The following is a 26,880-nucleotide window of genomic DNA, read 5'->3' on the forward strand; positions in this document are numbered from 1 at the left end:
CACGACCAACCCGCATACTGAACGGACTGGGAGAAACCCCCTATGCAACGCCTGCTTTCCGCTTCGGCGGCCGTGCTGGCCCTGAGCTTCGCCGCCTCGGCCGCCTCGGCCCAGAACTTCAGCGATCTGGCGCGTCAGGACCTTCAGGCCATGCACGCGGCCCTGCGCGACAACCATCCGGCCGCCGTGACGCCGGGCGAGGCCAGCGCGACCTTCCGCGGCTGGCTGGACACCGGCCTGCAGGAAGCGCAGGCCAAGGCCGGACAGGTCAACAGCGGCGACAGCCACGCCTATCTGCTGCGCTGGTACGCCAACGGCTTCCGCGATTCCAACATCGCCGCCCGTCCGACCTATGAAGGTCTCGGCCCGTATTTCGCCACCAGCTGGCCGGGCGTGGCCACGGCCTGGCGCAACGGCCAGTACGTCGTCTCCTATGTTCAGGAGGGCGTGCGCGGCGCGCCGCCGCTGGGCGCCGTGCTGAAGAGCTGCAACGCCGAGCCGATCGAGGACCTGGCCAAGGCCAAGCTGGATCAGTTCGAGGGCGATCTGACGACCGAAGCCGGTCGCGTCCGCAGCGCCCCCTATCTGCTGTGGAACCGCAACAACCCGATGACGACGGGCGTGCCGGGGACCTGCGAGTTCCAGGTCGGCCGCCGCACCCGCAGCTTCACCCTGTCGCCGCAGCCGGCCACGGCCCAGAATCTGGAAGCCGCCTATCGCGCCTCGGTCTATACGCCGTCGGGCGCGCCGCTGTCGGTCGAGATGGTCGACGGACGTCCGTGGGTCAGCGTTCACTCGCTGGCCGACGACGCGGCCTGGGACGCCTTCTTCGCCCAGGTCGAGGCCCAGTCCGCCGCCATTCGCGGGCCGCAGGGCTTTGTGCTGGACCTGCGCGGCGCCAACGGTTCCTCGGCCAACGCCACCTCGCGCGGCTATGGCCTTGCCAACCGCATCTGGTCGCCGGAATTCACCGTCAGCCGCCAGCCGGAAGCCGGTCAGATCACCTATCGCGCCACGCCGGGCAACCGCCAGTGGTTCGCCGACACCCTGAACCGGATGCAGTCTGATCCGCGCTTTGTTCAGGAATCGGGCGCGGTGATCGAACAGACCCAGGCCATCGTCGCCGCCTTCGACAGCGCCATCGCCGCCGGTCAGCCGACCTTCGTCATGCCGGGCCGCCCGGCGACCCCAGACACCGGCGCCGCCAATCCGGTGCAGGGCCAGGTGGTCGTGCTGGTGGACGCTGGTTGCTCGGGCGGCTGCCTGGACACGCTGGACCTGCTGAGCCGCCTGCCGAACGTGCGCATCGCCGGTTCGACCACGGCCGAAGACACCATCTTCATCGAGCCGACGACCCTGCGTCTGCCGTCCAACTACGCCGACCTGAGCTATGGCCATAAGGCCTGGACGACGCGCCAGCGCGGCAACAACTCGCCCTACGCGCCCGCGGGAGCGCTGGCCTATACGGGCGACGCCACCGATGAGACGGCCGTTCGCGCCTGGGTCGCCGGCCTGTTCGGCGCCTGACCGCGACGACCTAAATCAGCCTATCGAGGGCCGGACGGTGGAACGACCGTCCGGCCCTTCCTATTTTCAGACCATGACCCAGACCGAATCTCACGCCGCCATGCGTTCCGCCTCCGGCTATGACCTAACGCCGCCGACCGACAGCCAACGCGCGGCGCTGGAGGCCGACCTGTCGCCTGAAGAGAAACGCGTGCTTCTGGCGCACGGCACCGAGGCGCCGTTCTGCGGGACGCTGCTGGGCGAAAAGCGGGCAGGGGTGTTCTGCTGTCGCGAATGCGGCCTGCCGCTGTTCCGGTCGGGAACCAAGTTCGAAAGCGGCACCGGCTGGCCCAGCTTCACCGAGCCGGTCGATCCGGCCCATGTCCGCGCCGTGCGCGACGACACCTACGGCATGGTGCGCGTCGAGACACGCTGCGCCCGCTGCGACAGCCATCAGGGCCACGTCTTCCCGGACGGGCCGCCGCCCACGGGCCTGCGCTACTGCATCAACTCGGTCGCCTTGAGTTTCGTAGCCGAAGGCGAATCCCTGCCCGATCCTTTGGGGCGCGGCGATGGGACCGCCTGACCTTGGCCGCATTTAGGGGTAGGGTGGTTGTGAACGGGAGTAGATGCGTATGCTGATCGAACTCATGACGGCCTCCCTCTTGCTGGCGAGCAGCGATCCCGAGGGCGTGGTTTCGACCGCTCCGCGCGCGGGCTCGGGCGCCGTGCCGACCGCCAGCGCGGCCGCGCTGGCCGAGACCGTGGGCGAGGCCTCGCCTGCTGTGACGCTGCAGACGGCGGCGCCGCACGGCCTGAGCACCGAAGAACAGATTTCCCGCTGGATCGGCGAGCGCAAGACGGATGCGCGTCCGGTCGAGCAATGGGCCGACGCCTGGGAAGAGGCCGCGCCCCGCAAGATGCACGGCGAGGTCAGCGCCGGGATCGGCACCGGCGGCTATCGCGACTTCGCCGCCGCCGTCTCCATGCCGCTGGGCGAAAGCGGCACGCTGAACCTGAGCGTCAGTCAGACCAAGAACGCGCCCTGGGGCTATGGCTACGGCCCCTACGGCTATTATGGCGCGGGCCGCTATGGGCTGAACGGCTATGGCTGGCGCGACGCCTATGGCGCCATGCCGGGGCCGATGGGGGTGCGCAGTCCGCATGAACGCCCCAGCCGCATCCGCCCCTTCAGCACGGATGAGCGGCAGGCTGAGCCCGCGCGCGACCCGGATGGCGACGCCGGTCGATAGTCAGACCGCCGATAAAGTGCGTCCCATACGCCACGCAGACCTTTTTTAGGCCTGGGCGTCGCATCGCCGCATTCCCTTTATAGGGCCTGATCCCATATGCCCTCGGGCAAAGGATCAGTATGGACAGTTTGCTTACCTCGGCCGCCGACTTCATCGCCCGCAACGCCATGTGGGCCGGCGTGATCCTTGGCGCGGTGACCTTCTTTGAGTCGCTGGTCGTCATCGGCGCCTTCGTGCCGGCGACGGGCCTGCTGGTCGCGGCGGGCGGACTGGTGGCGGCAGGCGTGCTGGACCCCTTCACCGTCATCGGCGGCTGCGTCATCGGCGCCGTCATGGGCGACGCCATCTCCTACTGGATCGGACGGCGGCTGGGCACGCGGGTGCTGCGTCATCACCTGCTGGTGCCGCACCGCCGCAAGCTGGCCTGGACGCGCCTGTACTGCCGTCGCTACGGCGTGGCTTCGATCTTCATCGGCCGTTTCTTCGGTCCCTTGCGCGCCTTCGTGCCGGTGATGGTTGGCGTGCTGCAGATGCGCCAGCGCGTGTTCCAGATCGCCAATGTCAGTTCGGCCTTCGTCTGGGTGCTGGCCATGCTGGCGCCGGGCTATCTGGCCGCCAAGGGGCTGGCGCGGCTGGAGATGATGAGCGAGGCGCACAATCCGACACTGTGGCTGCTGGCCTTCGTCGCGGTGGTGGCGGCCTTGGTCGTCGCCATGCGTTGGCTGAAGGGCCGCGCGGCGCGGCGCAACGCGCTGCTGGAAGCCTCGGTGCGCGGGCTGGGGGAGTAACCCGCCCGCTCTTGTCGGCGGTGTAGGGGGCAAGGCGAGAGGCCGGCCCTCGGCCATCCTCGGGCTGGTTCTGAGCTGTGTCTGTTCATCCCCGCTCATCCCGGCGGACGCCGGGACCTAGTGCTTTGGCTTCAGAGCGCTCGGCTGAGCGGTTAGGCCCCGCTCTGGCTCACTCACTGGGTCCCGGCGTCCGCCGGGATGAGCGGAGGTAGGCAGCGAGAAACACTCAAACAGAACTGCCCACGAAAAAGGGCCCGGCGGATGCCGGGCCCTTTCGCGTTCCTGTGTGCGGCGGGATCAGTCGTGGGTGTGGCTGTGCGATTCGGCGGCCGTAGCCGTGCCCGAGGCGCTCCAGGCCTGACCGTCTTCGCTTTCGAACCAGAACGGCTTGCGCTCAGCGCCGCCGACCTCGTTCATATGGTTATCGAACAGGCGGCCGTTGATCATGGTGTGGCTGATCTTGGTCGAGTCCCGCAGGTTCTCGAGCGGATTGGCGTCCAGAACGACCAGGTCGGCCAGCTTGCCGGTTTCCAGCGAGCCGATGTCCTTGTCCATCCCCAGCGCGCGGGCGCCGTTGATGGTGCCGACACGCAGGGCTTCGTGCGGGCTCATGCCGCCTTGTTCGAACATCCACAGCTCCCAGTGGGCGCCGAGACCTTCGCGCTGACCGTGGGCGCCGATCTGGACCGAGACGCCCTGATCCATCAGCCGCTTGGATTCGCGAGCGATGGAGATGTGGTTCAGCTCTTCCGGAGGGGTCTTGACCGGCCGACGCGAACGGTCGTCCAGAATGCGGCGCGGGACATACTGGCTGAGGATCGGGTCCTTCCAGACGTCGGTGACCTCATACCAGTGGTTCTCGCCCCAGGCGCCGCCGAAGCCGACGATCAGGGTCGGGGTATAGGCCGTACCCGTCTGCGACCACAGCTGTACGGCGTCGTCGTACATGCGCGCCACCGGCACCGAGTGCTCGATGGTGGTGTGACCATCGACCAGCATGCTCATGTTGACGTTATAGAGCGAGCCGCCTTCCGGCACGACCATCATGCCCAGTTCGCGGGCGGCCTGCATGATCTGCTGACGTTGTTCGCGGCGCGGCTGGTTGTAGCTCTTGACGCTCCAGGCGCCGACGGCCTGCATCCGGCGAAGGTGCGAGCGCGCGTCGTCCAGGCTGTTGATCACGGCGGTGGTCGGCGTGGCTGCGCCGTACAGGACCGTGCCGGTCGAGAAGATTCGCGGCGCGACCACGCGACCGGCCTTGGCCAGTTCGCTGTGGGCGAAGATTTCGCTGTTGTTGTTGGACGGGTCGTGCAGCGTCGTTACGCCGAAGGCCAGGGCGGCGTAGTTCACCCAGCTCTGCTGCGGGATGATCTGATCCGAGCCCATGCGGCCGTGCCAGTGGGCGTCGACCAGACCGGGGATGATGGTCTTGCCGGCCATGTCCATGACGTGGGCGCCGGCCGGAACCGTGACCGAGCCGCGCGGGCCGATGGCCTCGATGCGGTTGCCGTTGATGACGACGACGCCGTCCTCGATGACTTCCTCGCCCTTCATGGTGATCAGGCGGGCGCCCGACAGGACGGTGACGCCGCTGGGGCGGGCGTAGTCGGCGGTGAAGCCGATCTTGATCCCGTGCTCGGCGGGCTTGGGCAGATCTGCCGGGGCGCCGTCGACGAAGGCGAAGCTTTCGCTCAGCGGACGCGAGAACAGCTCCGGTCCCATCGACCACTGCAGACGGCTGGAATCGCCCGACCAGTGCAGCCATTCGCCCGCATCGCGAGTGACGCGCGTCTGCGGCAGGGCCTTGGTGTCGGCGCCAACCGTGATGGCGCGGCCCGTGGAGGCGAAGGGCGCGATATAGGCGTTGAAACGCTCGGTCCAGGCGATCCACTGCTCGTCCGGCGAGACCGAGAACTCGGCCGCCCATTCGCTGCTCAGGTGGTTGCGCACCTCGCCGCCCGACAGGTTCATCGAGCGCAGGACGCGCTTGTCGCCCTCACGCGCGCTGACGAAGATGCGGTCGTTGCTGGCGCCGAACTGCGGCGTCGTGCCCGAATCGGTGATCTTGACCGGCGCGCCGCCGCGCACGGAGACGCGGTAGACGCCTGGCTCGCGGCTCCACAGGGCCGAGCGCAGATAGCCGTCGCTGGAGGTGCGGTAGACGACCGTCTGTCCGTCCGGCGAGAAGCGCGGCTCCAGATAGTGGCCGGGGTTGGTCGTGATGGTCCGGCCTTCGCCGCCTGCGACGGGAACGACGCGGATGGAGCCCAGTTTGTCGTCGCTCCAGGTCGTGTAGACGATCGAGCGGCCGTCGCGCGACCAGGACGGATAAAGCTCGAAATGATCGCTCTGGCGCGTCAGGCGGCGCGGCGTTCCGGCCACGCCGTTACGCAGGTCGCGGACCCACAGATTGCCCAGGGCTTCGAACACCACCTTGGAGCCGTCGGGCGAGGTCTGGGCCCAGCGGATCATCTTCACTTCGAACTGGTCCGGCGCCACCTCGACGGGGAAACGGGCGGTCTCCTGCACCCGGCGGGTGTCGGTGACGCGGAAGGGAATCTCGCTGACGGCCTTGGAGGCCACGTCGATACGGCGGATCTTGCCGCCCGCCCAGATGACGATGGAGCCGTTGTCCGGCGTCCAGGCGAAGCCTGGGTAAACGCCGTGGATGGCCCAGGTCTCCTGCATGTCGCGGTCAAGGGCGTCATAAATCGGCGTCTCGCGGCCCGACTCCAGGTCCATGACGTAGAGGACCGACTGGTAGCGGTCGCGGCGCACGAAGGCGAGCGACTTGCCGTCCGGCGACGGCGTCGGGCGCACCGAACCGCCTGGGCCGGTGACGAAGGGTTTGATCTCGCCCGTCTCGCGATCCAGTCGACGGATCACATAGAGCTGGGTGTTGGGGTCCTTGGAATAGTCGAAGACGCCCCCCGGCGTGGCGTCGTCGCTGAAGTACATGTAGCGGCCGTCGGGCGAGAAGGCGGGCTCGCCCGTGTCCTTCTGCTGGGTGCGACGCTCGGTCAGTTGCACGCCGCTGCCGCCGCCCGAGCGGTGGTACATCCACATCTCGCCCGCGCCCAGCGAGCGTGAAGAGGTGAAATGCTTGCGGCCGACGACGAACTGGCTGTCGGGCGTCCAGGTCGGGGAGTTCAGCAGGCGGAACGTTTCATTCGACACCTGACGCGGGTTGGAGCCGTCGCGGTTCATGACCCACAGGTTTTCGCCGCCGCCACGGTCGGAGGTGAAGGCGATGAAGCGGCCGTCCGGCGAATAGCGCGGCTGCATATCCCACGACACGCCCGAGGCGATCGGACGGGCTTCGCCGCCGCCGATGGGCATCACATAGATGTCGCCCAGCAGGTCGAAGACGATCTCGCGGCCGTCGGGGCTGACGTCGACGGCCATCCAGGTGCCTTCGTCGACGTTGATGTTTATGTCGCGCTGGGGGCCGATGGGATTCTGGACATCCCATTTCGGCGTCGCCGTCTGGCTGGAATCCTGGGCGAAGGCCGGGAAAGCCACGGCCAGAGCCGCAGCCGTAGTCAATAGAACGCGCTCCATGAAAGCCCCCTCGGCTATCAAACGTATACAGATGGGGGCGAAGCTAGCGGCAGCGGCCGGACCTTGGCTAGTCGGGATAAGGTCGGCAGGTCCGAATATTCTTCGGTGAATCGTGAGGACCTCGGCCTGCTTGTTCAAAAGCAGAGCTTGAGGCCTGACCAGCTTTCGGCGCCGAGGCGGTGGATCAGGATTATCGGGGCCGGAAATGGTCGAGGCCCAGACCGGAAGGTCTGGGCCTCGATGGTGCCGCCGGGCAGGATTGAACTGCCGACCTCAGCCTTACCAAGGATGCGCTCTACCACTGAGCTACGGCGGCGGGTCACTGAGGAAGCGGCCGTATAGCCAAAGGTTTTGGCCGGGCCAAGCCAAAAATGCACGCTTGATCAAAATCTTTGGGCGCGGTCTGCTGCGGTCATGGATAAGCCGACCAAAGACGCCGATGGGGCGGGCCCTGAGCCCGCCGTTCCTTCTTCAGCTTCGCCCGCCGCCTCGGCCAAGGCCGAGCGGGCGGCGCGTCTGGCCGCTGCCCTGCGCGCGAATCTGCGTCGCCGCAAGGCGCCGGGCGCGGCCGGTGCGCGCCCGGCCAAGGAAAGCAACTGAAAGTCATCCCTATTGCGAAGTTCCGGCCTTTCGCCTGCGCCGCCAGGCTTGCTAGATAGCCGGTTCGCCGGGCCGTAGGGGCCCGGCCTCCCAGGACTTCCCCGACACCCATGGACAGCATCGTCATCCACGGCGGCCACCGCCTCAACGGCTCCATTCCGGTCAGCGGCGCCAAGAATTCGGCGATCAAGCTGATGGCGGCGTCGATTCTGACGGATCAGCCCCTGTTGCTGACGAATATGCCTCGCCTGGCCGACACGCGATTCCTGGGCCAGCTGCTGCGTCAGTTCGGCGTGGAAGTGACCGAGCGGGACGGCGCGGATGGACAGGAGACCCTGTTTCATGCGCCGGAGCTGACCTCCACCTTCGCTCCCTATGATCTGGTGCGTCAGATGCGGGCCTCGTTCAACGTGCTGGGACCGCTGCTGGCGCGCACGGGGAACGCCAAGGTCTCCCTGCCGGGCGGCTGCACCATCGGTGCGCGTCCGGTGGATCTGCACCTGCAGGCCCTGACCGCTATGGGCGCGGCGATCGAGCTGGAAGAGGGCTATGTCTCCGCCACCGCACCCAGAGGGTTGCGCGGGGCAGAGATCGAGTTTCCCTTCGTCTCCGTCGGCGCGACCGAACACGCTCTTCTGGCCGCCGTGCTGGCGGACGGGACAACGGTGCTGAAGCGGGCCGCGCGCGAGCCTGAGATCGGCGATCTGGCCCGCTGCCTGATCGCGATGGGGGCCAGGATCGAGGGGCTGGATACGGACGTGCTGACGATCACCGGCGTCTCGTCCCTGTCAGGCGCGACCTGGTCGGTGATTCCCGACCGGATCGAGATGGGCTCCTATGCGCTTGCTGCGGCGATGGCTGGGGGCGAGGTGCGCCTGACCAAGGGCCGCGCCGATCTGATCACCGCCCTGACCGACAGGATGATCGAGGCGGGGGTTGAGATCGAGCCCACGGACGACGGCCTGATCGTGCGCCGCGACCCGACGCAGCGGCTGAAGGCGGTCGACGCCACGACCGAGATCTATCCGGGCTTCGCCACCGACCTGCAGGCGCAGTTCATGGCCCTGATGACGACGGCCGAAGGCGAAAGCGTCATCCAGGAAAACATCTTCGAGAATCGCTTCATGCACGCACCGGAACTAGCGCGTCTGGGCGCGGACATTACCGTCCACGCCGGTCAGGCGGTGGTGCGGGGCGTCGAGGGGCTGAAGGGGGCGCCGGTCATGGCGACCGATCTTCGCGCCTCCATGTCTCTGGTCATCGCCGGTCTTGTGGCCGAAGGTGAGACGACGGTCGGCCGCGTCTATCATCTGGATCGCGGCTTCGAGCGCATGGAAGAGAAACTGGGCGCCTGCGGCGCCGATGTCCGACGCATCAAGGGGGAGGGCGATGACCACTGACGGCGAATCCATCCCTGATCCCGTGATCGACGGCGATGGCGAGGAGGCCGCGCCGATCGCGCCGCTGCGCCTGCTGGCCGAGGATGCGGACGACCTGCAGATCATTTCGGCTGCGCTTCAGGACGCCATCATGCGCCCGGTCGACATCCGCTGGGAAAAGGAGGCGCGGCGCCTGACGGTGGTCCTGTCGCGCTTCTGTTGGGAATGCGGGGGCACGCGCGTCATGGCGGCCATGCAGTTCGGCGACGTTCAGGCGGTCAAGAGCCGCCGTCTGCCGCGCCTGCCGGATCAGGCGCTGGAACTGCTGGCGATGGACTTTCATCCGACCGAGGCGCCGGGAGGCAAGGTGTTCATGATGTTCGCCGGCGGCGGAGACCTGCGAATCGACGTCGAATGCCTGGACGCGGTCCTGACCGATCTGTCCGAACGCTGGCCCGCCCGCGTGGCGCCGACTCATCTGGACGAGGCGGGCTGATGAGCGCGACGCACAAGCTGACGGCGATCGAGATCGACAACGCCTCCCTGCCTGCGGCCACGGCCGAGATCGAGCATGAGCGCCGCGTCGCCATCTTCGACCTGGTGGAGCAGAACAGTTTTGTCCCCGAAGGCGCCGAAGGCGGCCCCTATGGGCTGAAGCTGTCGTCACAGGACAATCGCCTGGCCTTCGACATCACCGGCCCGGATTTCAGCCGCACCCACGTCCTGTCCCTGACGCCGATGAAGACGGTGATCCGCGACTACGGCCTGATCTGCGAAAGCTATTACGAGGCCCTGCGCGGCTCTTCGCCCAGTCAGATCGAGTCGGTCGACATGGGGCGCCGGGGACTGCACAATGAAGGCGCCGCCCTGCTGAAAGCGCGTCTGGAAGGCAAGGTCGAGATGGACCAGGAGACCGCGCGGCGGCTCTTTACTTTGGTCTGCGCCCTCTACCGTCGGGGCTGAACTCGACTATCTAAGCGTTTTGGTGCATTAGGCGCCCTCACTTTTACGGCTCGCGCTCACGCCCGGCGCGAGCCTTATGCCGTATTCACAGGGGCGAGAGAGGCCGCATGGCTAAGGAAGAACTTCTGGAGTTCCCCGGCGTGGTCAGCGAATTGCTGCCGAACGCGACGTTCCGCGTGACGCTGGAAAACGATCACGAGATCATCGCCCACACTGCGGGCAAGATGCGCAAGAACCGCATCCGGGTGCTGGCCGGCGACAAGGTGCTGGTCGAAATGACGCCCTATGACCTGACCAAGGGTCGCATCACCTATCGCTTCAAGTAAGGACGCGCGTGTCGCGTCCTGACGCCCTGGCTCCGAGGCTGATCCTGGCCTCGTCGAGCCCGCGCCGTATCGAACTGCTGGCGCAGATCGGCATTGCGCCCGATCTGGTCGACCCTGCCGACATCGACGAAACGCCCGAGCGGGCCGAGACGCCCGCGCGTCTGGCCCAGCGGCTAGCCTGTTCCAAGGCCGCCGTCGTGGCCGAACGCCATCCCGACGACGTGGTCCTGGCCGCCGACACAGTGGTGGCTGTCGGGCGCCGTCTGCTGGAAAAGCCTTCTGACGAGGCCGAGGCGATCCGGTTCCTGAAGCTGCTGTCGGGACGCAATCATCGCGTCTTCACCGGCGTGGCCGTGATCCACGGCGGGCGGACGTCCTGGCGGGTGGTGGAAACCCGCGTCAGCTTCAAGCCGCTGTCGGACGGCGAGATCGCCGCCTATGTCGCCTCGGGCGAATGGCGCGGCAAGGCCGGGGGCTATGGCATCCAGGGCCGGGCGGCGGCCTTCATCACCCGAATTGTCGGCAGCCATCCCGCCGTCATGGGCCTGCCTCTGTATGAGGCGGCGAATCTTCTTCGCGGCGCCGGCTGGCGAGGCGAGGGGGCCTGATGTCCGATATCGAGGTCTTCCTGGACGCGGCTCCGGGCGAGACCCGAGGCGTGGCGTTCCGCGACGGCCGCGCCGAGACGCTGATCCTTCATAGAGACGACGACCGGCCCGAGCATCGCCTGGGCGCGCGCGTCGTGGGGCGGGTGGCGCGGCTGGCGCCGGGGCTGCACGGCGCCTTCGTCGACCTGGGCTGCGGCGAGCCGTTCGGCTTCCTGCCTCTGGGCAAGGCGGATCGCCCGGCCGAAGGCGCCAAACTGGAACTGGAAATCACCGCTGAGCCCCGCGAGCGCAAGGGGCCGGTGCTGCGCCGTCTGGCCGAGGCGAGCGGCGAGCCGCGCCTGCTGGCGCCGGGGCCGGATATTCAGGCGATTCTGAAGACCCTTTATCCTGACGCGCTCATTACGACCGGCGCCGTGGCCATTCGCGCCGCGACGGAGGCTCAGGAAGAGGCGCTGGCGGGCGGGGTTGTCGCGTCTGCGGTCGGGCTGGATCTGGCGATCCAGCGGACGCGCGCCCTGATCGCGGTCGACATTGATTACGCCCCTGTCGCCGGTCGTGATTCCCGCAAGGGGCGCGAGGCGGTGAATCGCGAGGGGCTTCGCCAGACCGCCCGCCTGCTGGGCCTGACGGGGTGGGGCGGTCTGGTGGCGGTTGATCTGGCGGGCGTGGGCCTGCATCCCGAAAGCACGTTGAACATGGCGCGTCAGGCCTTCGCCGGGACGCAAGGCGTAGCGGTGGGGCCGCTCAGTCGGTTCGGGCTGCTGCAACTGTCCCTGCCGTGGGGGCGAACCCCGGCGGACGAGCGGCTGGCCGGGCCGGGCGCAGCCGAACGCGCCGCCCTGCATCGCCTGCGACTGGCGCTGGCGACGGATCGGGCGACGCCGCGTCTGACGCTGCATTGCAGCCCGGCCTCTGAAACGATTCTGTCGCAGTGGGCGGCTGAACTGGGGCCGCGCGCCCATATCCGCCCCGACGCCGCGCCGGGCGACTTTCATATCAAGGAGGGCTGACGCATGGCCCAGTGCCCCATTTGCCGTCGCGCCGAGACCGTCGCGGCCTATAAGCCGTTCTGCTCCAAGCGTTGCGCCGACATCGATCTGCAGCGTTGGTTCGCCGGCGGCTACGCCATTCCGGCCGAAGAAGCGCACGATGATGAAAAAGATCGCGGAATTGAGTGAATTGGCGTCTGGACAGCCCGTCCGGGCTCGCCTATAGAGCCGCCTCTCGCGACGCAAAGCGACGCCTGGATAGCTCAGTTGGTAGAGCAGCGGATTGAAAATCCGCGTGTCGGTGGTTCGAATCCGCCTCCAGGCACCACTTTCCCCTCTTTGATGAATATTCGCCTCGGCCCCGAAAAAGCCGAAAATTCATCATGGGCTTAAACTTTTCTTAACAATCGGTAACACTGCAAGTTTGTTGCCGTTCTGTGTCCTGGACGTGCATTTTTTGTGCGCGACGTGACGAACAGCCTCCGGCCGGGGGTGAAAAGACATTTTCCGCCCTTGACGCTAAGATGGGGCTTCGCCAAAGGGACAGGACCGCATTCCTGCTTGCAGGCTGTGGGCGGCGAGATATTGTCTCTGTCGCCAGGTCCGCAGACGTTTCGGCGTTTGGAGGATTGCGGCGCCGACCGGCGGGGGAGAAATCCGGCGGGAGGAAAAGATTTCACTGTAAAGGCGCGGCCGACTGACGCGGTCGCCGTCTTGGGTTCCACGAGTCAGACCAAAGCAGGAACTGGCGAAACATGCTCGATAAGAAGACGAATATCCTCCTCGCTATGGCCGGCGCAGCCGTCCTGATGGCGAGCTCGCCGGTTCTGGCGCAGGACGCAGCCGCTCCGGCCGCTCCGGCCGCCGCTTCGGCTCCCGCCGCTGCCGACGCCGCCGCTCCGGCCGCCGACGCCGCCGCCCCGGCTGCTGATGCAGCCGCCACCGAAGAAGCCGCCGCTGAAGGTCACGGCGGTGCGGGCCTGACCCCGATCGCCATGTTCATGATGGCGCACCCGGTCGTTAAGGTCGTGATGGCAGGTCTGATCCTGGCGTCGATCTTCTCCTGGACGCTGCTGCTCATCAAACTGGTCGAGTTCAGCTCGCTGGGCAAAAAGACCAACCGCTTCCTGGAAGAGTACCGCGGTGCTCGCACCCTGGCTGACATCCGTCGCCTGGCCACCTCGGAAGAGTTCGACGGCAACCCGCTGGCCGACATGGCCGCCGCCGCCACCGGCGAAGTGGAACTGTCGCGTCAAGCCGGCCTGGACGTCGCTGGCGTTCACCGCGGCTCGACGATCGACCGCGCGAACAACGCCATCGGCGCCGTTCAAGGTGGTCTGGGCATCCGTCTGTCGGGCGGCCAGCAGTTCCTGGCGTCGGTCGGTTCGGGCGGTCCGTTCATCGGTCTGTTCGGCACCGTGTACGGCATCATGAACTCGTTCATCGGCATCGCCGAGTCGAACACGACCAACCTGGCCGTCGTTGCTCCGGGTATCGCTGAAGCCCTGCTGGCCACCGGTATCGGCCTGTTCGCGGCTATCCCGGCGGTTATCTTCTATAACTACTTCAACACCCGCATCGCTTCGTACGGCGCTCGCGCCGACGGGTTCAACGCTGAGCTCATCAACTCGATCTCGCGTCAACTCGACAAGGGAGCGTAAGCCGAATGGCCGCCAAACTTTCCGGTTCCGGCGGCGGCAAGTACACCGTCGAGGCGAACAGCGAAATCAATGTCACGCCTTTCGTGGACATTATGCTCGTTCTCCTCATCATCTTCATGGTGGCGGCTCCGCTCGCCACCGTGTCGGTGCCGGTGACGCTTCCTCGCGCCGTCGCTCCGCCGGCCCAGAATCCGCCCAAGCCTGTCTTCATCTCCATCCAGAATGGCGGTGAAGTGTGGATCGGCGACTTCCGGACCTCGGTGGGCTCGTTGGGCGATGATCTGAAGGTCCAGATCGGAACACGTGACCCTGAGCAGGAGCGGATTTTCATCCGTGCTGACCAGCAAACGCGTTACGGGGACTTCATGCAGGTCATGAACGCCTTGCAGGATAATGGTTTCTACAGTGTCGCCCTGGTTGGCGAAGATCAGTCGTAAGGGGGCGTGACGCAAGCATGACTGCTGAACATCGCGAGCATCGCGACCCTCTGCTCGACGCTCCGAGAAAGAAAAAACTTTCGACGGGCGCAATGGTCGGAATCGGCATCTCTATCGCCGTTCACGTTCTTGCGGGTCTTTACCTCTACAAGAGCAAGTTCGAACTCCAGGAGTTCAACTATGTAGACGAGGCTGTAGATGTGGAGCTGATGGCGCCGCCGCCACCGCCTCCTCCTCCGCCGCCTCCGCCTCCGCCGCCGGACACGCCTCCGCCGCCGAAGCTTCAGGTGCGCGAGCCGGTCGTCAACACCTCGGCGCCTCCGCCGCCGGTGACCTTGCCGATCGAGCCGACGAAGAAGGAAGACCGCGTCGAATACACGGGCCCGCCCGTGATCGTCCCAGGTCCTCCGCCTCCGCCGGCGCCGCCCGCGCCGCCGCGTCCTTCGGTGATCACCAACCCGCAGTGGGCTCGCCCGCCGCGTCCGACCGAACGGGACTTCCCGCAGCGCGCTCTTGATCGCGGCGTGGGTGGTTCGGCCACGGTCGAATGTACGGTGACCCCGAGCGGTCGTCCTGAAGACTGCCGTGTCGTCTCGGAAGAGCCGTCGGGCATGGGCTTCGGCGCCGCAGCGGTCCGCATCGTCCAGCGCGGGCAACTTTCGCCCCGCACGGTCGATGGCGCTGCAACGAACGCCAAGTTCGTGGTCCGGGTGCCGTTTAACCTGGACTAAGCGAGCGATCGCACTGAACGAAAAGAAGCGCCTCGAGGTTTCGCCTCGGGGCGCTTTTTTCATGGGCCACTCAGGGCGCAATCGGCGCTACTCCGGCCCGCCGCCTTGCTCGATAGACGGCAGATTGCGCTCGCATGACGTGGAGCCGAGCGGACAGGCTGTGCATTATGAAGAGCGAATTGCTGTCTGGAGGCCCCATGTCCCACAAACCCATCCTCGTCGCTCTGGCCATTGGCGCGAGCGTTGTCGGCGCCGGCATCGGCGGCTGCGCCTATAATGAGGCGCTGGGCCGCAGCCAGTTCGTTCTGATGGACGACAGCGCGCTGATCCAGCAGTCTCAGGCTGCCTGGGCCGAGACCCTGCGGACGCAGAAGGTGTCGAACAACGCCGCCCAGAACGCGCGCGTTCGCCGCGTCGGCGATCGAATCGTCCAGGCGGCGAACCTGACCAATCGTCACTGGGACTATGCGGTGTTCGACGACGCCACGCCGAACGCCTTCGTCCTGCCGTCCGGCCATATGGGCGTGACGACGGGGCTGCTCGCCATCGCCAAGAACGACGACCAACTGGCGGCGGTGATCGGCCACGAGGTTGGCCACGTCGTCGCGCGCCATGCGGCCGAGCGGGCATCGACAACGCAGACGACGGGTCTGGTTCTGGGCGCCGTGCAGAGCCGGGCAGGGGATTATGGCCAGGCAGTGCAGGCTTTCGGCGGCCTGGGCGCCCAGTTGGGCGTGCTGCTGCCTTTCTCGCGCAGTCATGAGTTGGAGGCGGATCGGCTGGGCGTCGATTACATGGCGGCGGCCGGTTACAAGCCGTCCGAGTCGCTGACGCTGTGGCGCGCGATGGCGGCTGGGCGGCAGTCGGGCACGCCGGAGTTCGCCTCGACCCACCCGTCGGATCAGACCCGGATCGCTCAGTTGCAGCAATATATCGCCAGTCGAGGTTGGAACTGACGGGGATAGAACATAAATTCTACGCGAGGGTGAAAAGGCCGCTTGCCCCCGGCGGCGAGGCCCGCTAGAGAACCGCCCTCGCGCAGAGATGTGCAGCCTTAGCTCAGCTGGTTAGAGCGCCGGTTTGTGGAGCCGGAGGTCCTCAGTTCAATCCTGAGAGGCTGTACCATTCTCCTTCGAATCGCTTTCGCGATGCTCGAAGGAGAATAATGACGATGACGTCGCCGGCGTGGGACCCCCAGCAATACAATCGCTTCGAGCGCCAGCGCGATCGCGCGGCCATCGACCTGCTGTCGCATCTGCCGGACGATCTGGACCCGCATGAGGTCTGGGACATCGGCTGCGGCACGGGACAGCATGCGGCGCTGCTGAAACGACGCTGGCCGGGCGCGCGGGTGCATGGGCTGGATTCCAGCGCGGCGATGTTGGAACAGGCGCGCGGCCTGCCGGACGACGTGCGCTGGGTGCAGGGCGATCTGGAGTGCTGGGCGCCGGATGCGCCGGTCGATCTGATCCTGGCCAACGCCTCGCTACAGTGGGCGCCGTACCATGCGGCCCTGTTCCGGCGTCTGATCAAAGCTCTGGCGCCGGGCGGCGTGCTGGCGGTGCAGATGCCGATGGCGTGGGAGACGCGCCACCATACGCTGATGCGTCAGACGGCGGCGGACGGACCGTGGCGCGAGCGGCTGAGCGGCGTGGACACCATTCAGCCTCTGCTGGCGGCGGAGGCCTATTACGATGCGGCGGCGGATCTGTGCGAAGAGGTCGACATCTGGTCGACCACCTATCTGCATGTGCTGGAAGGCGATGACGCCGTGCTGGAGTGGATGAAGGGGACCGCCCTGCGGCCCTATCTCACCGCGCTTTGCGAAGACCCAGCCAGCCGCGACGCTTTCCTGACGCGCCTGGGCCAGGTGTTGGGCCAGGCGTTTCCAAGACGTCCTGAGGGAAGGACTCTTCTGCCATTTCCTCGACTGTTTCTTCTGGCGCGTCGGAGCGGCGGCGCCGGTGCAGGGTCTCGACCGGGCCGTTGAGGCTGTCCAGGGCGGCGCGCGCGGCCTCATAGCCGGCGGCGACGCCGGGCTCATAGGCCTTCCAGTCGCGGATATCGACGCCGTCTGAGGGCGGCAGGATCAGCAGGTCCGTCTCGGCGCGGGCCTGCATCCGTTCGGCCTCGCTCGACAAGGTGGCCGAGCGCATCAGGATGGAGACGATCGGCGGGCCGTGCTTCCATGCCCCCGACAGGATCCAACGCCACCAGGAGGGGGGATTCTCCAGCGCCGAAGCGTCCACGCCGCGTGACTGAGACACGTCGACGCCGACGACCGGGCCGCTGTTCAACCGGCGCATCACGTCGCTGGGGAAGTTGCGCAGAACGGCGCCGTCGACCAGCACCTGGCCGTTCATCACCACGGGCGGCATGACGCCGGGAATGGAGATGGAGGCGCGCAGGGCGTGGCGCAGCGTGCCCTCGCGGTGCACCTCCAGCCTGCCTGCGGTCAGATTGGTCGAGACGGCGAAGAAGGGCAGCAGCATATCCTCCATCTGCACGTCGCCGAAGGCCTCTTTCATCAGCGCCTTGACCTTGCGGGCGTGGGTCATGGCGATGATGGGCGGGGCGATGTCGGCCAGGGGATCGGACAGGACGAAGGCCTGGCGGATGTGGTGCTCCAGTTCTTCGTCGGACCAGCCGAGAGCGGGACCGGCGCCGATGACCGCCCCCATTGAGGCGCCGCCGATGAAGTCGATGGGCGTGCCCGCCTCGCGCAGGGCCTTCAGCGCGCCGATGTGGGCGTAGGCGCGCGCGCCGCCGCCGGACAGCACCACCCCGACGGAGGAGCCGGTGATCAGCCGGGCGATCCGCGCGGTGTCTTCGAACAGGCCCTCGACAGCGTGGAACCAGCGGCCGGGCTTCAGCACGTCCAGCCAGGCGCGGGTGTTGCTGGGACGCGGCATCCGGGGATCGCGCAGCAGGATCAGGTCGGTGCGTTGGCCCGCATCGTCCCACTCGTCGGCCACGGGCGGGGCGAGGGGCGGGGGGCAGTCGGCGGCGCCGACCAGGAACAGCCGGTCGACCTGACGCGCGCACAGGGCGGCCCAGTTCGGCTCATCCGCCTCGGCGACATAGAGGACATAGTCGTGGGCGTCCTCGACCCGCGAAAACCACTCGGCGGCGGATGACAGGGCCGAGCTGTCGATGACGTGGCAGGTGACGCCCTGAGCCTCGACCGCGCGGGCGACGCGCTCGACGAAGGCGTGGATCGGCTTGTCGCGGGCCGAGACGAAGCCGAAGACGTTGGGCTCGGTCCCGCCGCCGCGCTCACGCGCCCGGGTCAGCATGATCTGACCCAACTCCGACATCAGCAGGGGATCGTTGCGCGCGGCGTCGAAGAAGGCCTCGCGCGGCAGGGCCAGCACGTCGCTGTCGCGCAGGGCGACAACGTCCGACATGTGCGAGGTCCCCGCCAGCATGGCCAGTTCGCCGACCGGCTCGCCGGGCTTGATGACCGCGATCATCTGGGGGGTGCGGCCGTCGTCGCGACGGAAGACGCCCAGTCGCCCGGCGCGCAGCAGATAGAGGGTGTCGGCGCGGTCGCCGGCGGAAAACAGCCGCTCGCCCCGCGTCAGGGCGAACCAGCTGGCGCGGCTGTCCTGCGCGTCCTCGAAGGCGCGGGTCAGGGCGGCGGCGAGGGTGTCCGGTCGAAGCGGGGCCATGGGAAGGAGATATAGCCGATTTCGTCTTCGGTGAACCGAACGGCTTCCCCCCGGCGCGGAAGCCTCCTAAACCTTAGGCATGCCCAAGCTGATTTCCGCCGTCGATCGCAACAGTCCTGCTTTCAAAGCGCTGGATGCGCACAATCGCGCCCTGCGGGACGTGCTTTATGAAAAGGTCGCCAAGGCAGCGCGGGGCGGGTCGGACGCCAGCCGCGAGCGCCATGTGGCGCGCGGCAAGCTGTTGCCGAGGGATCGGGTCGAGCGGTTTCTGGATCCGGGCTCGCCGTTTCTGGAGGTGGGCCAGTTGGCCGCCGATGGGATGTATCGGGACGAAGCGCCGGGCGCCGGGATGATCTGCGGCGTCGGCCGGGTGTCGGGCCGCGAGGTGATGATCGTCGCCAATGACCCGACGGTGAAGGGCGGCGCCTACTTCCCGATGACGGTGAAGAAGCACCTGCGGGCGCAGGAGATCGCCGAGCAGAACAACCTGCCGTGCGTCTATCTGGTCGATTCCGGCGGGGCCAACCTGCCGCATCAGGCGGAGGTCTTTCCTGATCGCGACCACTTCGGCCGCATCTTCTTCAACCAGGCGCGGATGAGCGCGCGCTCGATCCCGCAGATCGCGTGCGTCATGGGCAGTTGCACCGCGGGCGGCGCCTATGTGCCCGCCATGTCGGACGAGACGGTGATCGTACGCAATCAGGGCACCATCTTCCTGGCCGGTCCGCCGCTGGTGAAGGCCGCGACCGGCGAGGTCATCTCGGCCGAGGAGCTGGGCGGGGCCGAGACCCATGGCCGCAGGTCCGGCGTGGTCGACCATGTGGCCGAGAACGACGAGCACGCGCTGGAGATCGTGCGCTCCATCGTCGCCAACCTGAACACCACCAAGCCCCAGCCGCTGGACGCGCGCGAGCCGCGCGCCCCCGCTTACGATCCGGCTGAGCTGTACGGCATCATCCCCGAGGATGTCCGGGCCCCCTATGACGTGCGCGAGGTCATCGCCCGCATCGTCGACGGCTCGGAGATGGACGAGTTCAAGGCATTGTACGGCACGTCGCTGGTCTGCGGCTTCGCCCGCATCTGGGGGATGCCCGTCGCCATCCTGGCCAACAACGGCGTGCTGTTCTCCGAGAGCGCCCAGAAGGGCGCGCACTTCATCGAACTGGCCTGCAAGCGCAAGATTCCGCTGCTGTTCTTGCAGAACATCTCGGGCTTCATGGTCGGCGGCAAATATGAAGCCGAGGGCATCGCCAAGCACGGCGCCAAGCTGGTGACGGCCGTCGCCAGCGCCGAGGTGCCCAAGTTCACCGTCCTGATCGGCGGGTCGTTCGGGGCCGGCAACTACGGCATGTGCGGCCGGGCCTATTCCCCGCGCTTCCTGTTCACCTGGCCCAACAGCCGCATCAGCGTGATGGGCGGCGAGCAGGCGGCCAGCGTTCTGGCCACCGTTCACCGTGACGCGGATACGTGGACGCCTGAAGAGGCCGAGGCCTTCAAGGCGCCGATCCGTCAGAAATACGAGGACGAGGGCAACCCCTATTACGCCACCGCCCGCCTGTGGGACGACGGCGTCATCGACCCGGCCCAGACCCGCGATGTGCTGGGCCTGGCCATCAGCGCCAGCCTGAACGCCCCCATCCCCGAGACGACCTTCGGCGTGTTCCGGATGTAACCGGCGAAAGCCTGCACCAAAGCCGTACTGCCGCGTTTCACTTCGGCAAGGAGCCGACCATGACCGACCAGAAACCGACCGAAGACGAGCTGAACGCTCTGGACATCACCGACGCCGAGGCGGCGGAGATGAACGCCATCGCCCATCCCTTCGTCGCCGATCCGGCGCCGGACGCGAACGACGATCTGGTGCAGATCGACGCCACGGCCGACGGCGTGGTCTTCGTCACCATCAACCGGCCGCAGAAGAAGAACGCCTTCGACGCCGCCACCATCGCCGCCCTGTATGAGGCGTTTGAGACGTTGCAGGGCGCCGACCGGGTGCGGGTGGTCTTCATCCGCGGCGCGGGCGGGACGTTCAGCGCGGGCGCCGACCTGAACTGGATGCGTGACGCGGCCGACTGGTCCGAAAGCGACAACCGCGACGACGCCATGGGCCTGGCGAAGATGCTGAAGGCCCTGCACGACGTGCCGGCGCTGACGGTGGCTCTGGTCGAGGGCGCGGCGATGGGCGGCGGTGCGGGCATCGTCGCCGCCTGCGACATGGCCGTGGCGGTCGAGGGCGCGCGCTTCGCCTTCTCCGAGGTCAAGCTGGGCCTGATCCCCGCGACCATCGCTCCCTATGTCATCGAGGCGGTCGGCGCGCGCCGCGCGCGCCAGCTGTTTCTGACGGCCAACATCTTCGACGCCGATTACGCCGCCCATGCGGGGCTGATCGACATGGTCCTGCCCGAAGGCTCGGTGGACGAGTTCATCTCCATGCTGACGGACAGCCTGTCGGCCAATGCGCCGGGCGCGATGGGCGACGCCAAGCGTCTGGTCAACGATGTGGCGGGCGAAGAGATCGACAACCGCCTGCTGGAAGAGACCGCCAAGCGCATCGCCCGCGCCCGCGTCTCGGCCGAGGGCCAGGAGGGCGTGCGCGCCTTCCTCGACAAACGCGCGCCGAACTGGGCGCAATAAGGTAGCCGAATGTTCAAGTCCGTCCTGGTCGCCAATCGCGGCGAGATCGCCTGCCGCGTCTTTCGCACCGCCCGCCGCATGGGCCTGCGCACCATCGCCGTCTATTCCGAGGCGGACGCCAACGCCCTGCACGTGCGCGAGGCGGACGAGGCGGTGCTGATCGGCCCGGCGGCGGCGCGCGAATCCTATCTGGATGCGGCCAGGGTGCTGGCGGCGGCCAAGGCGACGGGGGCGGAGGCCATCCACCCCGGCTACGGCTTCCTGTCCGAGAACGCCGACTTCGCCGAGGCCGTGGCGGCGGCGGGCATCGTCTGGATCGGCCCCAAGCCGTCCTCGATCCGCGCCATGGGCCTGAAGGACGCGGCCAAGAAGCTGATGATCGAGGCGGGGGTGCCCGTCACCCCCGGCTATCAGGGCGAGGACCAGTCGCTGGAGACTCTGAGCGCCGAAGCGAACCGCATCGGCTTCCCCGTCCTGATCAAGGCGGTCGCGGGCGGCGGCGGCAAGGGGATGCGCAAGGTCGACAGGCCTGAGGACTTCGCCGAAGGTCTGGCCTCAGCCCAGCGCGAGGGGCAGTCGTCCTTCGGCGACCCGCGCGTGCTGATCGAGAGCTACATCACTCGCCCGCGCCACATCGAGGTGCAGGTCTTCGGCGACAGCCATGGCAACGTCGTCCACCTGCATGAACGCGATTGCTCGCTGCAACGTCGCCACCAGAAGGTGATCGAGGAGGCCCCGGCGCCCGGCATGGATCAGGCCACGCGCGACGCCGTCACCGCCGCCGCCGTGCGGGCCGCCAAGGCCGTGGACTATCAGGGCGCAGGCACCATCGAGTTCATCGCCGACGCCTCGGACGGACTGAAGGCCGACCGCATCTGGTTCATGGAGATGAACACCCGACTGCAGGTCGAGCACCCGGTGACGGAGGCCATCACCGGCGTCGATCTGGTGGAATGGCAACTGCGCGTCGCGGCGGGCGAGCCCATTCCGCTGGCGCAGGCCGACATCCCGATGAAGGGCTGGGCCATGGAGGCCCGCCTCTACGCTGAAGATCCCGCCAACGGCTTCCTACCGTCCATCGGGCGGCTGGATCACTTCGTCATGCCCTCCCAGGACTTTGGCGACATCCGCGTCGACACCGGCGTGATGCAGGGCGGCGAGGTCAGCCAGTTCTACGACCCGATGATCGCCAAGCTGATCGTCCATGAAGACACCCGCGAAGCCGCCGCCGCCCGCCTGGCCGACGCCTGCCGCGAGGTAGAAGTCTGGCCGGTGAAGACCAACGCGGGCTTCATGGCGCGCTGTCTGGATCACCGGCGCTTCGTCGAGGGTGACGTGGACACCGGCTTCATCGCAGCGGAGGAGAGCGCGCTGATCGCGGCGTCCGCTTCGGAAGCAGTCTTAGCAGGAGCCGCTGCTCTGCTCGACGGTCTTGCCCGCGATGACGACCGGGCGTTCTGGGGAAGTGGGCCTTTCGACCCGTGGACGCCGACCCCGGACGGCATATTCGGGTTCCGCGCCAATAGCTCGCCTGGGGCTAAGGTGCGGGTCTATTCGGCGGATGCGGCATCGGACTTCGTATTTTCGTCTAGGCCGGATTGGAATTGGAACGTGAGCGCGGGCGCTACCTCGTTGGTCACTGACGTGCAATGGGGGGGGCGTGGCAAGGGAGCCTCCGTGATGTTCGACGGTCGGCCTGCCGCCTCGATCATATCGGTTGAAGATGACGTCGTCGTTTTCCGCGCCGGGGAAGTTTCGCGGGTGTCGCTGTGCCGACCGACAACGGCCACAGTAGGCTCCGCCTCGGACGGCGGCCTGCGCGCGCCCATGCCGGGCAAGATCGTCGCGGCGCCCGCCAAGGCCGGCGACGCCGTGACCAAGGGCCAACCCGTCGTGGTGCTGGAAGCCATGAAGATGGAGCACGCCCTGACTGCGCCCTTCGACGGCGTGGTGGCCGAGTTCAACGTCGCTGTCGGTGATCAGGTCGTGGACGGCGCGGTTCTGGCTGTGGTGAAGGCGGCGGACTAAACCCCCGCTCATCCCGGCGGACGCCGGGAGTTGGCCCGAGCAAGTTTGTCGAGCGTCGCGTGCGGGGCTCTTACTGGGTCCCGGCGTCCGCCGGGATGAACGGAGTAGAGGCGGCGTTTCATGCCCCTGCACATGATCAAGCTCTGCGTCGGCGTGTCCGAGGTCGAGACGCTGGAGGCGAACGCCGCCCGGTCCGACTGGCGCATCGTCCACACCCGCATGACGCCCAAGCGCGCCGCCGAGATCGAGGACGGCGGCTCCCTTTATTGGGTGATGAAGGGCGTGGTGACCTGCCGTCAGCGCATTCTGGACATAACGACCGTGGGCGAGGGCAAGGCCAGTCGCTGCGAGATCAAGCTGGACAGCCAGGTCATCCGCACCGCGCCGCTGGCCCGGCGGCCGTTTCAGGGCTGGCGCTATTTCGACAAGGACGTGCCGCCGGACCTGTCGGTGGCCGAGCCGACGGACCTGCCACCCGAACTGGCGCGGGAGTTGCGCGAACTGGGCGCCTGGTAGGCGCCCGAAACACACGGAAAATCGATTGACGCGCGCATGGGCGCGTGGCTGTTGCGGCCTCCGATGACCCACGCCCTGTTCAGCTTCAAAACACGCGCCACCCTGTCCGAGCTGCTGAAGCTGGCCTGGCCGGTCGTTATGGCGCGTCTGGGCATCATGACGATGGGGCTGACGGACGCCATCGTCGTCGGCCACTACGCCAGCCGCGAACTGGCCTTCCACTCCCTGGCATGGGCGCCGTCCTCGGTCGTGCTGACCACGGCGGTCGGCCTGATGATGGGGGTGCAGGTCATGACCGCCCGCCTGCTGGGCGAGGGCAGGGGCGATGAAGTCGGCGCCGTCCTGAGGCGCGGGATGACCTATTCGCTGCAGATCGGTCTGGTCTCGATGATCGGCCTGCTGCTGCTCGGGCCGTTCGGACTGGTTCACATGGGGCTGGAGGATGGTCTGGGCGAGGGCGCGACGCCCGCCCTGATGGTCTTCGCCCTGTCGATGCCCGCCTATCTGATTTCGGTCTGCGCCCAGTTCTTCCTTGAGGGCCTGCACAGACCCAAGGCGGGCATGGTCGCCATGTGGGTGGCCAATGCGGTCAACCTGGCGCTGAATCTGCTGCTGGTGCCGGACCTGCTGGGCATCGGCCTGCACGGGGCCGTGGCCTCGGCCTGGGCGACGTTCGGCGCGCGCACGGCGCTGGCGATCTTTCTGGTCGTCTTCATCCTGCGCCTGCCCGAGGCGCGGGCCTGGGGCGTGTTCAAGAAGCCCAAACGCGACAAGGCGGTCGAGAGCCAGCAGATGAAGGTCGGGCTGGGCGCGGGCGCGTCGAACTTCATCGAGGTCGGCGCATTCGCCGCCATGACCCTGTTCGCCGGTCAGCTGGGCGCCGCCCAGACCGCCAGCTGGGCGGTCGTGATCAACATCTCGGCCATCGTCTTCATGGTGCCGATGGGGCTTTCGTCCGCGACGGCGGTGCTGGTCGGTCGCAGCTATGGCGCGGCGGACAAGGCGGGCGTGATGCGCGGCGGTCTGGCCGGCATCGGCGTGGTGACGGTGCTGGCCTTCATCATCGCCCTGATCATCTGGCCGTCGGCGCGGCTGATCGTCGGCGCCTATACGACCGACCCGGCGATCCTCGCCATTGCGGCTCCGGCGCTGGTGCTGGCGACGCTGTTCTTCGTCGCCGACGCCATGCAGGTGGTCGCCGCACAGGCCAACCGTGCGGCAGGCGACGTGGTGTGGCCGACGCTGATGCACCTGTTGTCCTATGGCCTGATCATGATCCCGCTGGGCTGGTTCCTGGCGCACCGGATCGGGGTGGACGGACTGGTCTGGTCGGTGATCGTCGCCAGCCTGATCTCGGGCGCGCTGCTGACCGGGCGCTTCGTGCGCATCGCGCGGCGTCTGTAGGGCGGGCCAGCCTTCTCTCTGTCCACGAAGAGGGAGGGAGAAGGTGACGCGTGGCGTTTCGCCCTCTATATCCGACGCCTCCCTGTCAGACGTTGGAACATCATGGCCCGCATCCTCATCACCTCGGCGCTGCCCTATATCAACGGCATCAAGCACCTTGGGAATCTGGCCGGGTCGATGCTGCCCGCCGATGTGTGGGCGCGTTTCATGCGGGCGAGGGGGCATGACGTCCTCTATGTCTGCGCCACCGATGAACACGGCACCCCGGCCGAACTGGCCGCCGCCGCCGCCGGTCAGGATGTGCGCGCCTATTGCGACGAGCAGCACGAGGTGCAGCGCCGCGCGGGCGAAGCCTTCAGCCTGTCGTTCGACGTGTTCGGCCGCAGCTCCAACGCGCCGAACACCCGCCTGACCCAGCATTTCGCCAAGGTGCTGGAAGAGCGCGGCTTGATCGAGGAGCGCGTCGACCGGATGATCTATTCGATCGACGACGCCCGCTTCCTGCCCGACCGTTACGTCGAAGGCACCTGTCCGCACTGCGCCTATGAGAAGGCGCGCGGGGACCAGTGCGACAACTGCGGCCGGCTGCTGGATCCGACCGATCTGATCAATCCCTATTCGGCGGTGTCGGGCAGCCGCAATCTGGAGGTCCGCGACACGCGCCACCTCTATCTGCTGCAGACCAAGGTGGCCGACGATGTGCGCGCCTGGGTCGACGCCCGCTCGCCCCAGTGGCAGCCGCTGGCTCGCTCCATCGCCTATAAGCACCTGGACGAAGGCCTGATCGACCGGGGCATCACCCGCGACCTGAAGTGGGGCGTGCCGGTCGTCGGGCCCGACGGCGGGCCGCGTCCGGGCATGGAAGGCAAGGTCTTCTACGTCTGGTTCGACGCCCCCATCGAATACATCGGCGCGACCGAGGAATGGGCCGACAAGACCGGCGGGGACTGGCGCTCGTGGTGGCGTCTGGACGAGGGCGCCGAGGACGTGCGCTACGTCCAGTTCATGGGCAAGGACAACGTCGCCTTCCACACCGTCAGCTTCCCCTCGACCATCCTCGGCTCGGGCGAGCCGTGGAAGACGGTGGACCAGCTGAAGGCCTTCAACTGGCTGAACTGGTACGGCGGCAAGTTCTCGACCAGCATGGGTCGGGGCGTCTTTATGGATCAGGCGCTGGAGCTGCTGCCCGCCGATTACTGGCGCTGGCATCTGACGGCCTATGGGCCGGAACATTCCGACGCGGCCTTCACCTGGGAGCAGTTCCAGTCGACGACGAACAAGGACCTGGCCGACGTGCTGGGCAACTTCGTCAACCGCATCGTCAAGTTCACCGAGTCCAAGTTCGACGGCGTCCTGCCGGCCGAAGGCGAGGCCGGGCCGCTGGAGATCAAGCTGGCCGCCGACATCAAGGCCGGGCTGGACGAACTGACCGCCGAGTTCGAGGCCATGGAGTTCCGCAAGGCGGCCCAGGCCGCGCGCGCCCTGTGGGCCCTGGGCAATGAGTATCTGCAGGTCGCCGCGCCGTGGACGGCGCTGAAGACCGACCGTGAGCGCGCCGCCGTCGGCGTCCGCACCGGCCTGAACCTGGTCGCCCTGTTCGCCCGGATCACCGCCCCCTTCATGCCCGAGGCGGCGGCCCGCATCGCCGCGACCGTGGGCTCGACCGACCTGTCCTGGCCGGACGCGCAGGTCGATCTGCTGAACGCCCTGCCGACGGGGCAGGCCGTAGCCTCTGCCCAGGTGCTGTTCGCCAAGATCGAGGACGCTCAGGTCGCCGAATGGACCGAACGCTTCGGCGGCGCTGAGGGGTAAGGGCCTTAACGAC

At 67.4% G+C, this 26,880-nt stretch carries 24 protein-coding genes, 3 tRNA genes and 1 pseudogene; 25 read left to right on the forward strand and 3 right to left on the reverse strand.

The features are described from left to right. Positions 1-42: 42 nt before the first annotated feature. The 4 genes from RSD66_RS06335 to RSD66_RS06350 all read left to right on the forward strand — a co-directional run bounded on the left by RSD66_RS06335 (position 43) and on the right by RSD66_RS06350 (position 3,547). Positions 43-1,527: a hypothetical protein gene (locus RSD66_RS06335; protein ID WP_415289381.1), complete on the forward strand. Its 1,485-nt coding sequence runs from the start codon at positions 43-45 to the stop codon at positions 1,525-1,527. A 73-nt stretch (positions 1,528-1,600) separates the two neighbouring features. Then, the gene (gene msrB / locus RSD66_RS06340; RefSeq protein WP_415289382.1) at positions 1,601-2,092 is read left to right on the forward strand and encodes a peptide-methionine (R)-S-oxide reductase MsrB; all 492 of its coding nucleotides are present in this window, start codon (positions 1,601-1,603) and stop codon (positions 2,090-2,092) included. A 49-nt stretch (positions 2,093-2,141) separates the two neighbouring features. Beyond that, complete coding sequence (locus tag RSD66_RS06345; protein ID WP_415289383.1) at positions 2,142-2,759, forward strand: hypothetical protein; 618 nt, start codon at positions 2,142-2,144, stop codon at positions 2,757-2,759. A 119-nt stretch (positions 2,760-2,878) separates the two neighbouring features. Then, entirely contained in the window at positions 2,879-3,547 is a 669-nt protein-coding gene (locus RSD66_RS06350) for a DedA family protein (RefSeq protein ID WP_024353198.1), read from the forward strand. Between the two features lie 297 nt (positions 3,548-3,844). On the opposite strand, the gene RSD66_RS06355 is transcribed toward RSD66_RS06350, so the two are convergent. Together RSD66_RS06355 and RSD66_RS06360 are read right to left on the reverse strand one after the other, a co-directional pair. After that, positions 3,845-7,108 (reverse strand): amidohydrolase family protein, encoded by a 3,264-nt coding sequence (locus tag RSD66_RS06355; RefSeq protein WP_415289384.1) that lies wholly within the window; start codon positions 7,106-7,108, stop codon positions 3,845-3,847. Between the two features lie 241 nt (positions 7,109-7,349). Further along, a tRNA-Thr gene (locus RSD66_RS06360) sits at positions 7,350-7,424 on the reverse strand. A 98-nt stretch (positions 7,425-7,522) separates the two neighbouring features. On the opposite strand from RSD66_RS06360, the gene RSD66_RS06365 reads away from it, so the two are divergent. From RSD66_RS06365 to RSD66_RS06435, 15 genes and pseudogenes are all read left to right on the forward strand, one after another. Then, on the forward strand, positions 7,523-7,708 hold the full coding sequence (locus tag RSD66_RS06365; protein WP_415289385.1) for a hypothetical protein: 186 nt from the start codon (positions 7,523-7,525) through the stop codon (positions 7,706-7,708). Positions 7,709-7,818: 110 nt separating this feature from the next. Next, the gene (gene murA / locus RSD66_RS06370; protein ID WP_415289386.1) at positions 7,819-9,108 is read left to right on the forward strand and encodes a UDP-N-acetylglucosamine 1-carboxyvinyltransferase; all 1,290 of its coding nucleotides are present in this window, start codon (positions 7,819-7,821) and stop codon (positions 9,106-9,108) included. Next, a complete protein-coding gene (locus RSD66_RS06375; protein ID WP_119412850.1) occupies positions 9,098-9,583 on the forward strand; it encodes a DUF2948 family protein in 486 nt (161 codons plus the stop codon). Before murA ends, RSD66_RS06375 begins: the two co-directional genes overlap by 11 nt. After that, positions 9,583-10,050, forward strand: coding sequence for a UPF0262 family protein (locus tag RSD66_RS06380; protein ID WP_024353193.1), 468 nt, complete (start codon positions 9,583-9,585; stop codon positions 10,048-10,050). Before RSD66_RS06375 ends, RSD66_RS06380 begins: the two co-directional genes overlap by 1 nt. A gap of 107 nt (positions 10,051-10,157) precedes the next feature. Continuing rightward, positions 10,158-10,376, forward strand: a complete 219-nt coding sequence (gene infA, locus RSD66_RS06385) for a translation initiation factor IF-1 (protein WP_003164348.1) — start codon at positions 10,158-10,160, stop codon at positions 10,374-10,376. An 8-nt stretch (positions 10,377-10,384) separates the two neighbouring features. Further along, the gene (locus RSD66_RS06390) at positions 10,385-10,984 is read left to right on the forward strand and encodes a Maf family protein (RefSeq protein ID WP_119412849.1); all 600 of its coding nucleotides are present in this window, start codon (positions 10,385-10,387) and stop codon (positions 10,982-10,984) included. Further along, on the forward strand, positions 10,984-11,994 hold the full coding sequence (locus RSD66_RS06395) for an RNA-binding protein (protein ID WP_415289387.1): 1,011 nt from the start codon (positions 10,984-10,986) through the stop codon (positions 11,992-11,994). Before RSD66_RS06390 ends, RSD66_RS06395 begins: the two co-directional genes overlap by 1 nt. 3 nt (positions 11,995-11,997) lie before the next feature. Continuing rightward, positions 11,998-12,162, forward strand: a complete 165-nt coding sequence (locus tag RSD66_RS06400; RefSeq protein ID WP_415289388.1) for a DNA gyrase inhibitor YacG — start codon at positions 11,998-12,000, stop codon at positions 12,160-12,162. 63 nt (positions 12,163-12,225) lie between these two features. Further along, positions 12,226-12,301: transfer RNA gene (locus RSD66_RS06405), tRNA-Phe, on the forward strand. A 427-nt stretch (positions 12,302-12,728) separates the two neighbouring features. Beyond that, entirely contained in the window at positions 12,729-13,634 is a 906-nt protein-coding gene (locus tag RSD66_RS06410; RefSeq protein WP_024353190.1) for a MotA/TolQ/ExbB proton channel family protein, read from the forward strand. Between the two features lie 5 nt (positions 13,635-13,639). After that, on the forward strand, positions 13,640-14,071 hold the full coding sequence (locus RSD66_RS06415) for an ExbD/TolR family protein (protein WP_024353189.1): 432 nt from the start codon (positions 13,640-13,642) through the stop codon (positions 14,069-14,071). Between the two features lie 17 nt (positions 14,072-14,088). After that, positions 14,089-14,802: an energy transducer TonB gene (locus RSD66_RS06420; RefSeq protein WP_024353188.1), complete on the forward strand. Its 714-nt coding sequence runs from the start codon at positions 14,089-14,091 to the stop codon at positions 14,800-14,802. 197 nt (positions 14,803-14,999) lie between these two features. Then, the gene (locus RSD66_RS06425; protein ID WP_415289389.1) at positions 15,000-15,758 is read left to right on the forward strand and encodes a M48 family metallopeptidase; all 759 of its coding nucleotides are present in this window, start codon (positions 15,000-15,002) and stop codon (positions 15,756-15,758) included. 92 nt (positions 15,759-15,850) lie between these two features. Further along, positions 15,851-15,927: transfer RNA gene (locus RSD66_RS06430), tRNA-His, on the forward strand. Between the two features lie 46 nt (positions 15,928-15,973). Further along, positions 15,974-16,372, forward strand: a pseudogene (locus RSD66_RS06435) (methyltransferase domain-containing protein); the annotation flags it as partial. Positions 16,373-16,613: 241 nt separating this feature from the next. Here RSD66_RS06435 and RSD66_RS06440 read toward each other — a convergent pair. Next, positions 16,614-18,473 (reverse strand): patatin-like phospholipase family protein, encoded by a 1,860-nt coding sequence (locus tag RSD66_RS06440; RefSeq protein ID WP_415289390.1) that lies wholly within the window; start codon positions 18,471-18,473, stop codon positions 16,614-16,616. Positions 18,474-18,552: 79 nt separating this feature from the next. Between RSD66_RS06440 and RSD66_RS06445 the strand changes: the two genes are divergently transcribed. From RSD66_RS06445 to metG, 6 genes are all read left to right on the forward strand, one after another. Further along, the gene (locus tag RSD66_RS06445) at positions 18,553-20,145 is read left to right on the forward strand and encodes a carboxyl transferase domain-containing protein (protein ID WP_415289391.1); all 1,593 of its coding nucleotides are present in this window, start codon (positions 18,553-18,555) and stop codon (positions 20,143-20,145) included. Positions 20,146-20,204: 59 nt separating this feature from the next. Continuing rightward, positions 20,205-21,107, forward strand: coding sequence for an enoyl-CoA hydratase-related protein (locus RSD66_RS06450; RefSeq protein ID WP_415289392.1), 903 nt, complete (start codon positions 20,205-20,207; stop codon positions 21,105-21,107). A 9-nt stretch (positions 21,108-21,116) separates the two neighbouring features. After that, a complete protein-coding gene (locus RSD66_RS06455; RefSeq protein WP_415289393.1) occupies positions 21,117-23,135 on the forward strand; it encodes an acetyl/propionyl/methylcrotonyl-CoA carboxylase subunit alpha in 2,019 nt (672 codons plus the stop codon). Positions 23,136-23,255: 120 nt separating this feature from the next. Then, positions 23,256-23,651, forward strand: coding sequence for a DUF1489 family protein (locus RSD66_RS06460; protein ID WP_415289394.1), 396 nt, complete (start codon positions 23,256-23,258; stop codon positions 23,649-23,651). A gap of 63 nt (positions 23,652-23,714) precedes the next feature. Beyond that, a complete protein-coding gene (locus tag RSD66_RS06465) occupies positions 23,715-25,055 on the forward strand; it encodes an MATE family efflux transporter (protein ID WP_415289395.1) in 1,341 nt (446 codons plus the stop codon). Between the two features lie 102 nt (positions 25,056-25,157). After that, complete coding sequence (gene metG, locus RSD66_RS06470; RefSeq protein WP_119412839.1) at positions 25,158-26,867, forward strand: methionine--tRNA ligase; 1,710 nt, start codon at positions 25,158-25,160, stop codon at positions 26,865-26,867. The last annotated feature ends 13 nt before the right edge of the window (positions 26,868-26,880 follow it).

This window comes from Brevundimonas sp. S1H14 (assembly GCF_047716865.1).
GTDB classification, from domain to species: domain Bacteria; phylum Pseudomonadota; class Alphaproteobacteria; order Caulobacterales; family Caulobacteraceae; genus Brevundimonas; species Brevundimonas naejangsanensis.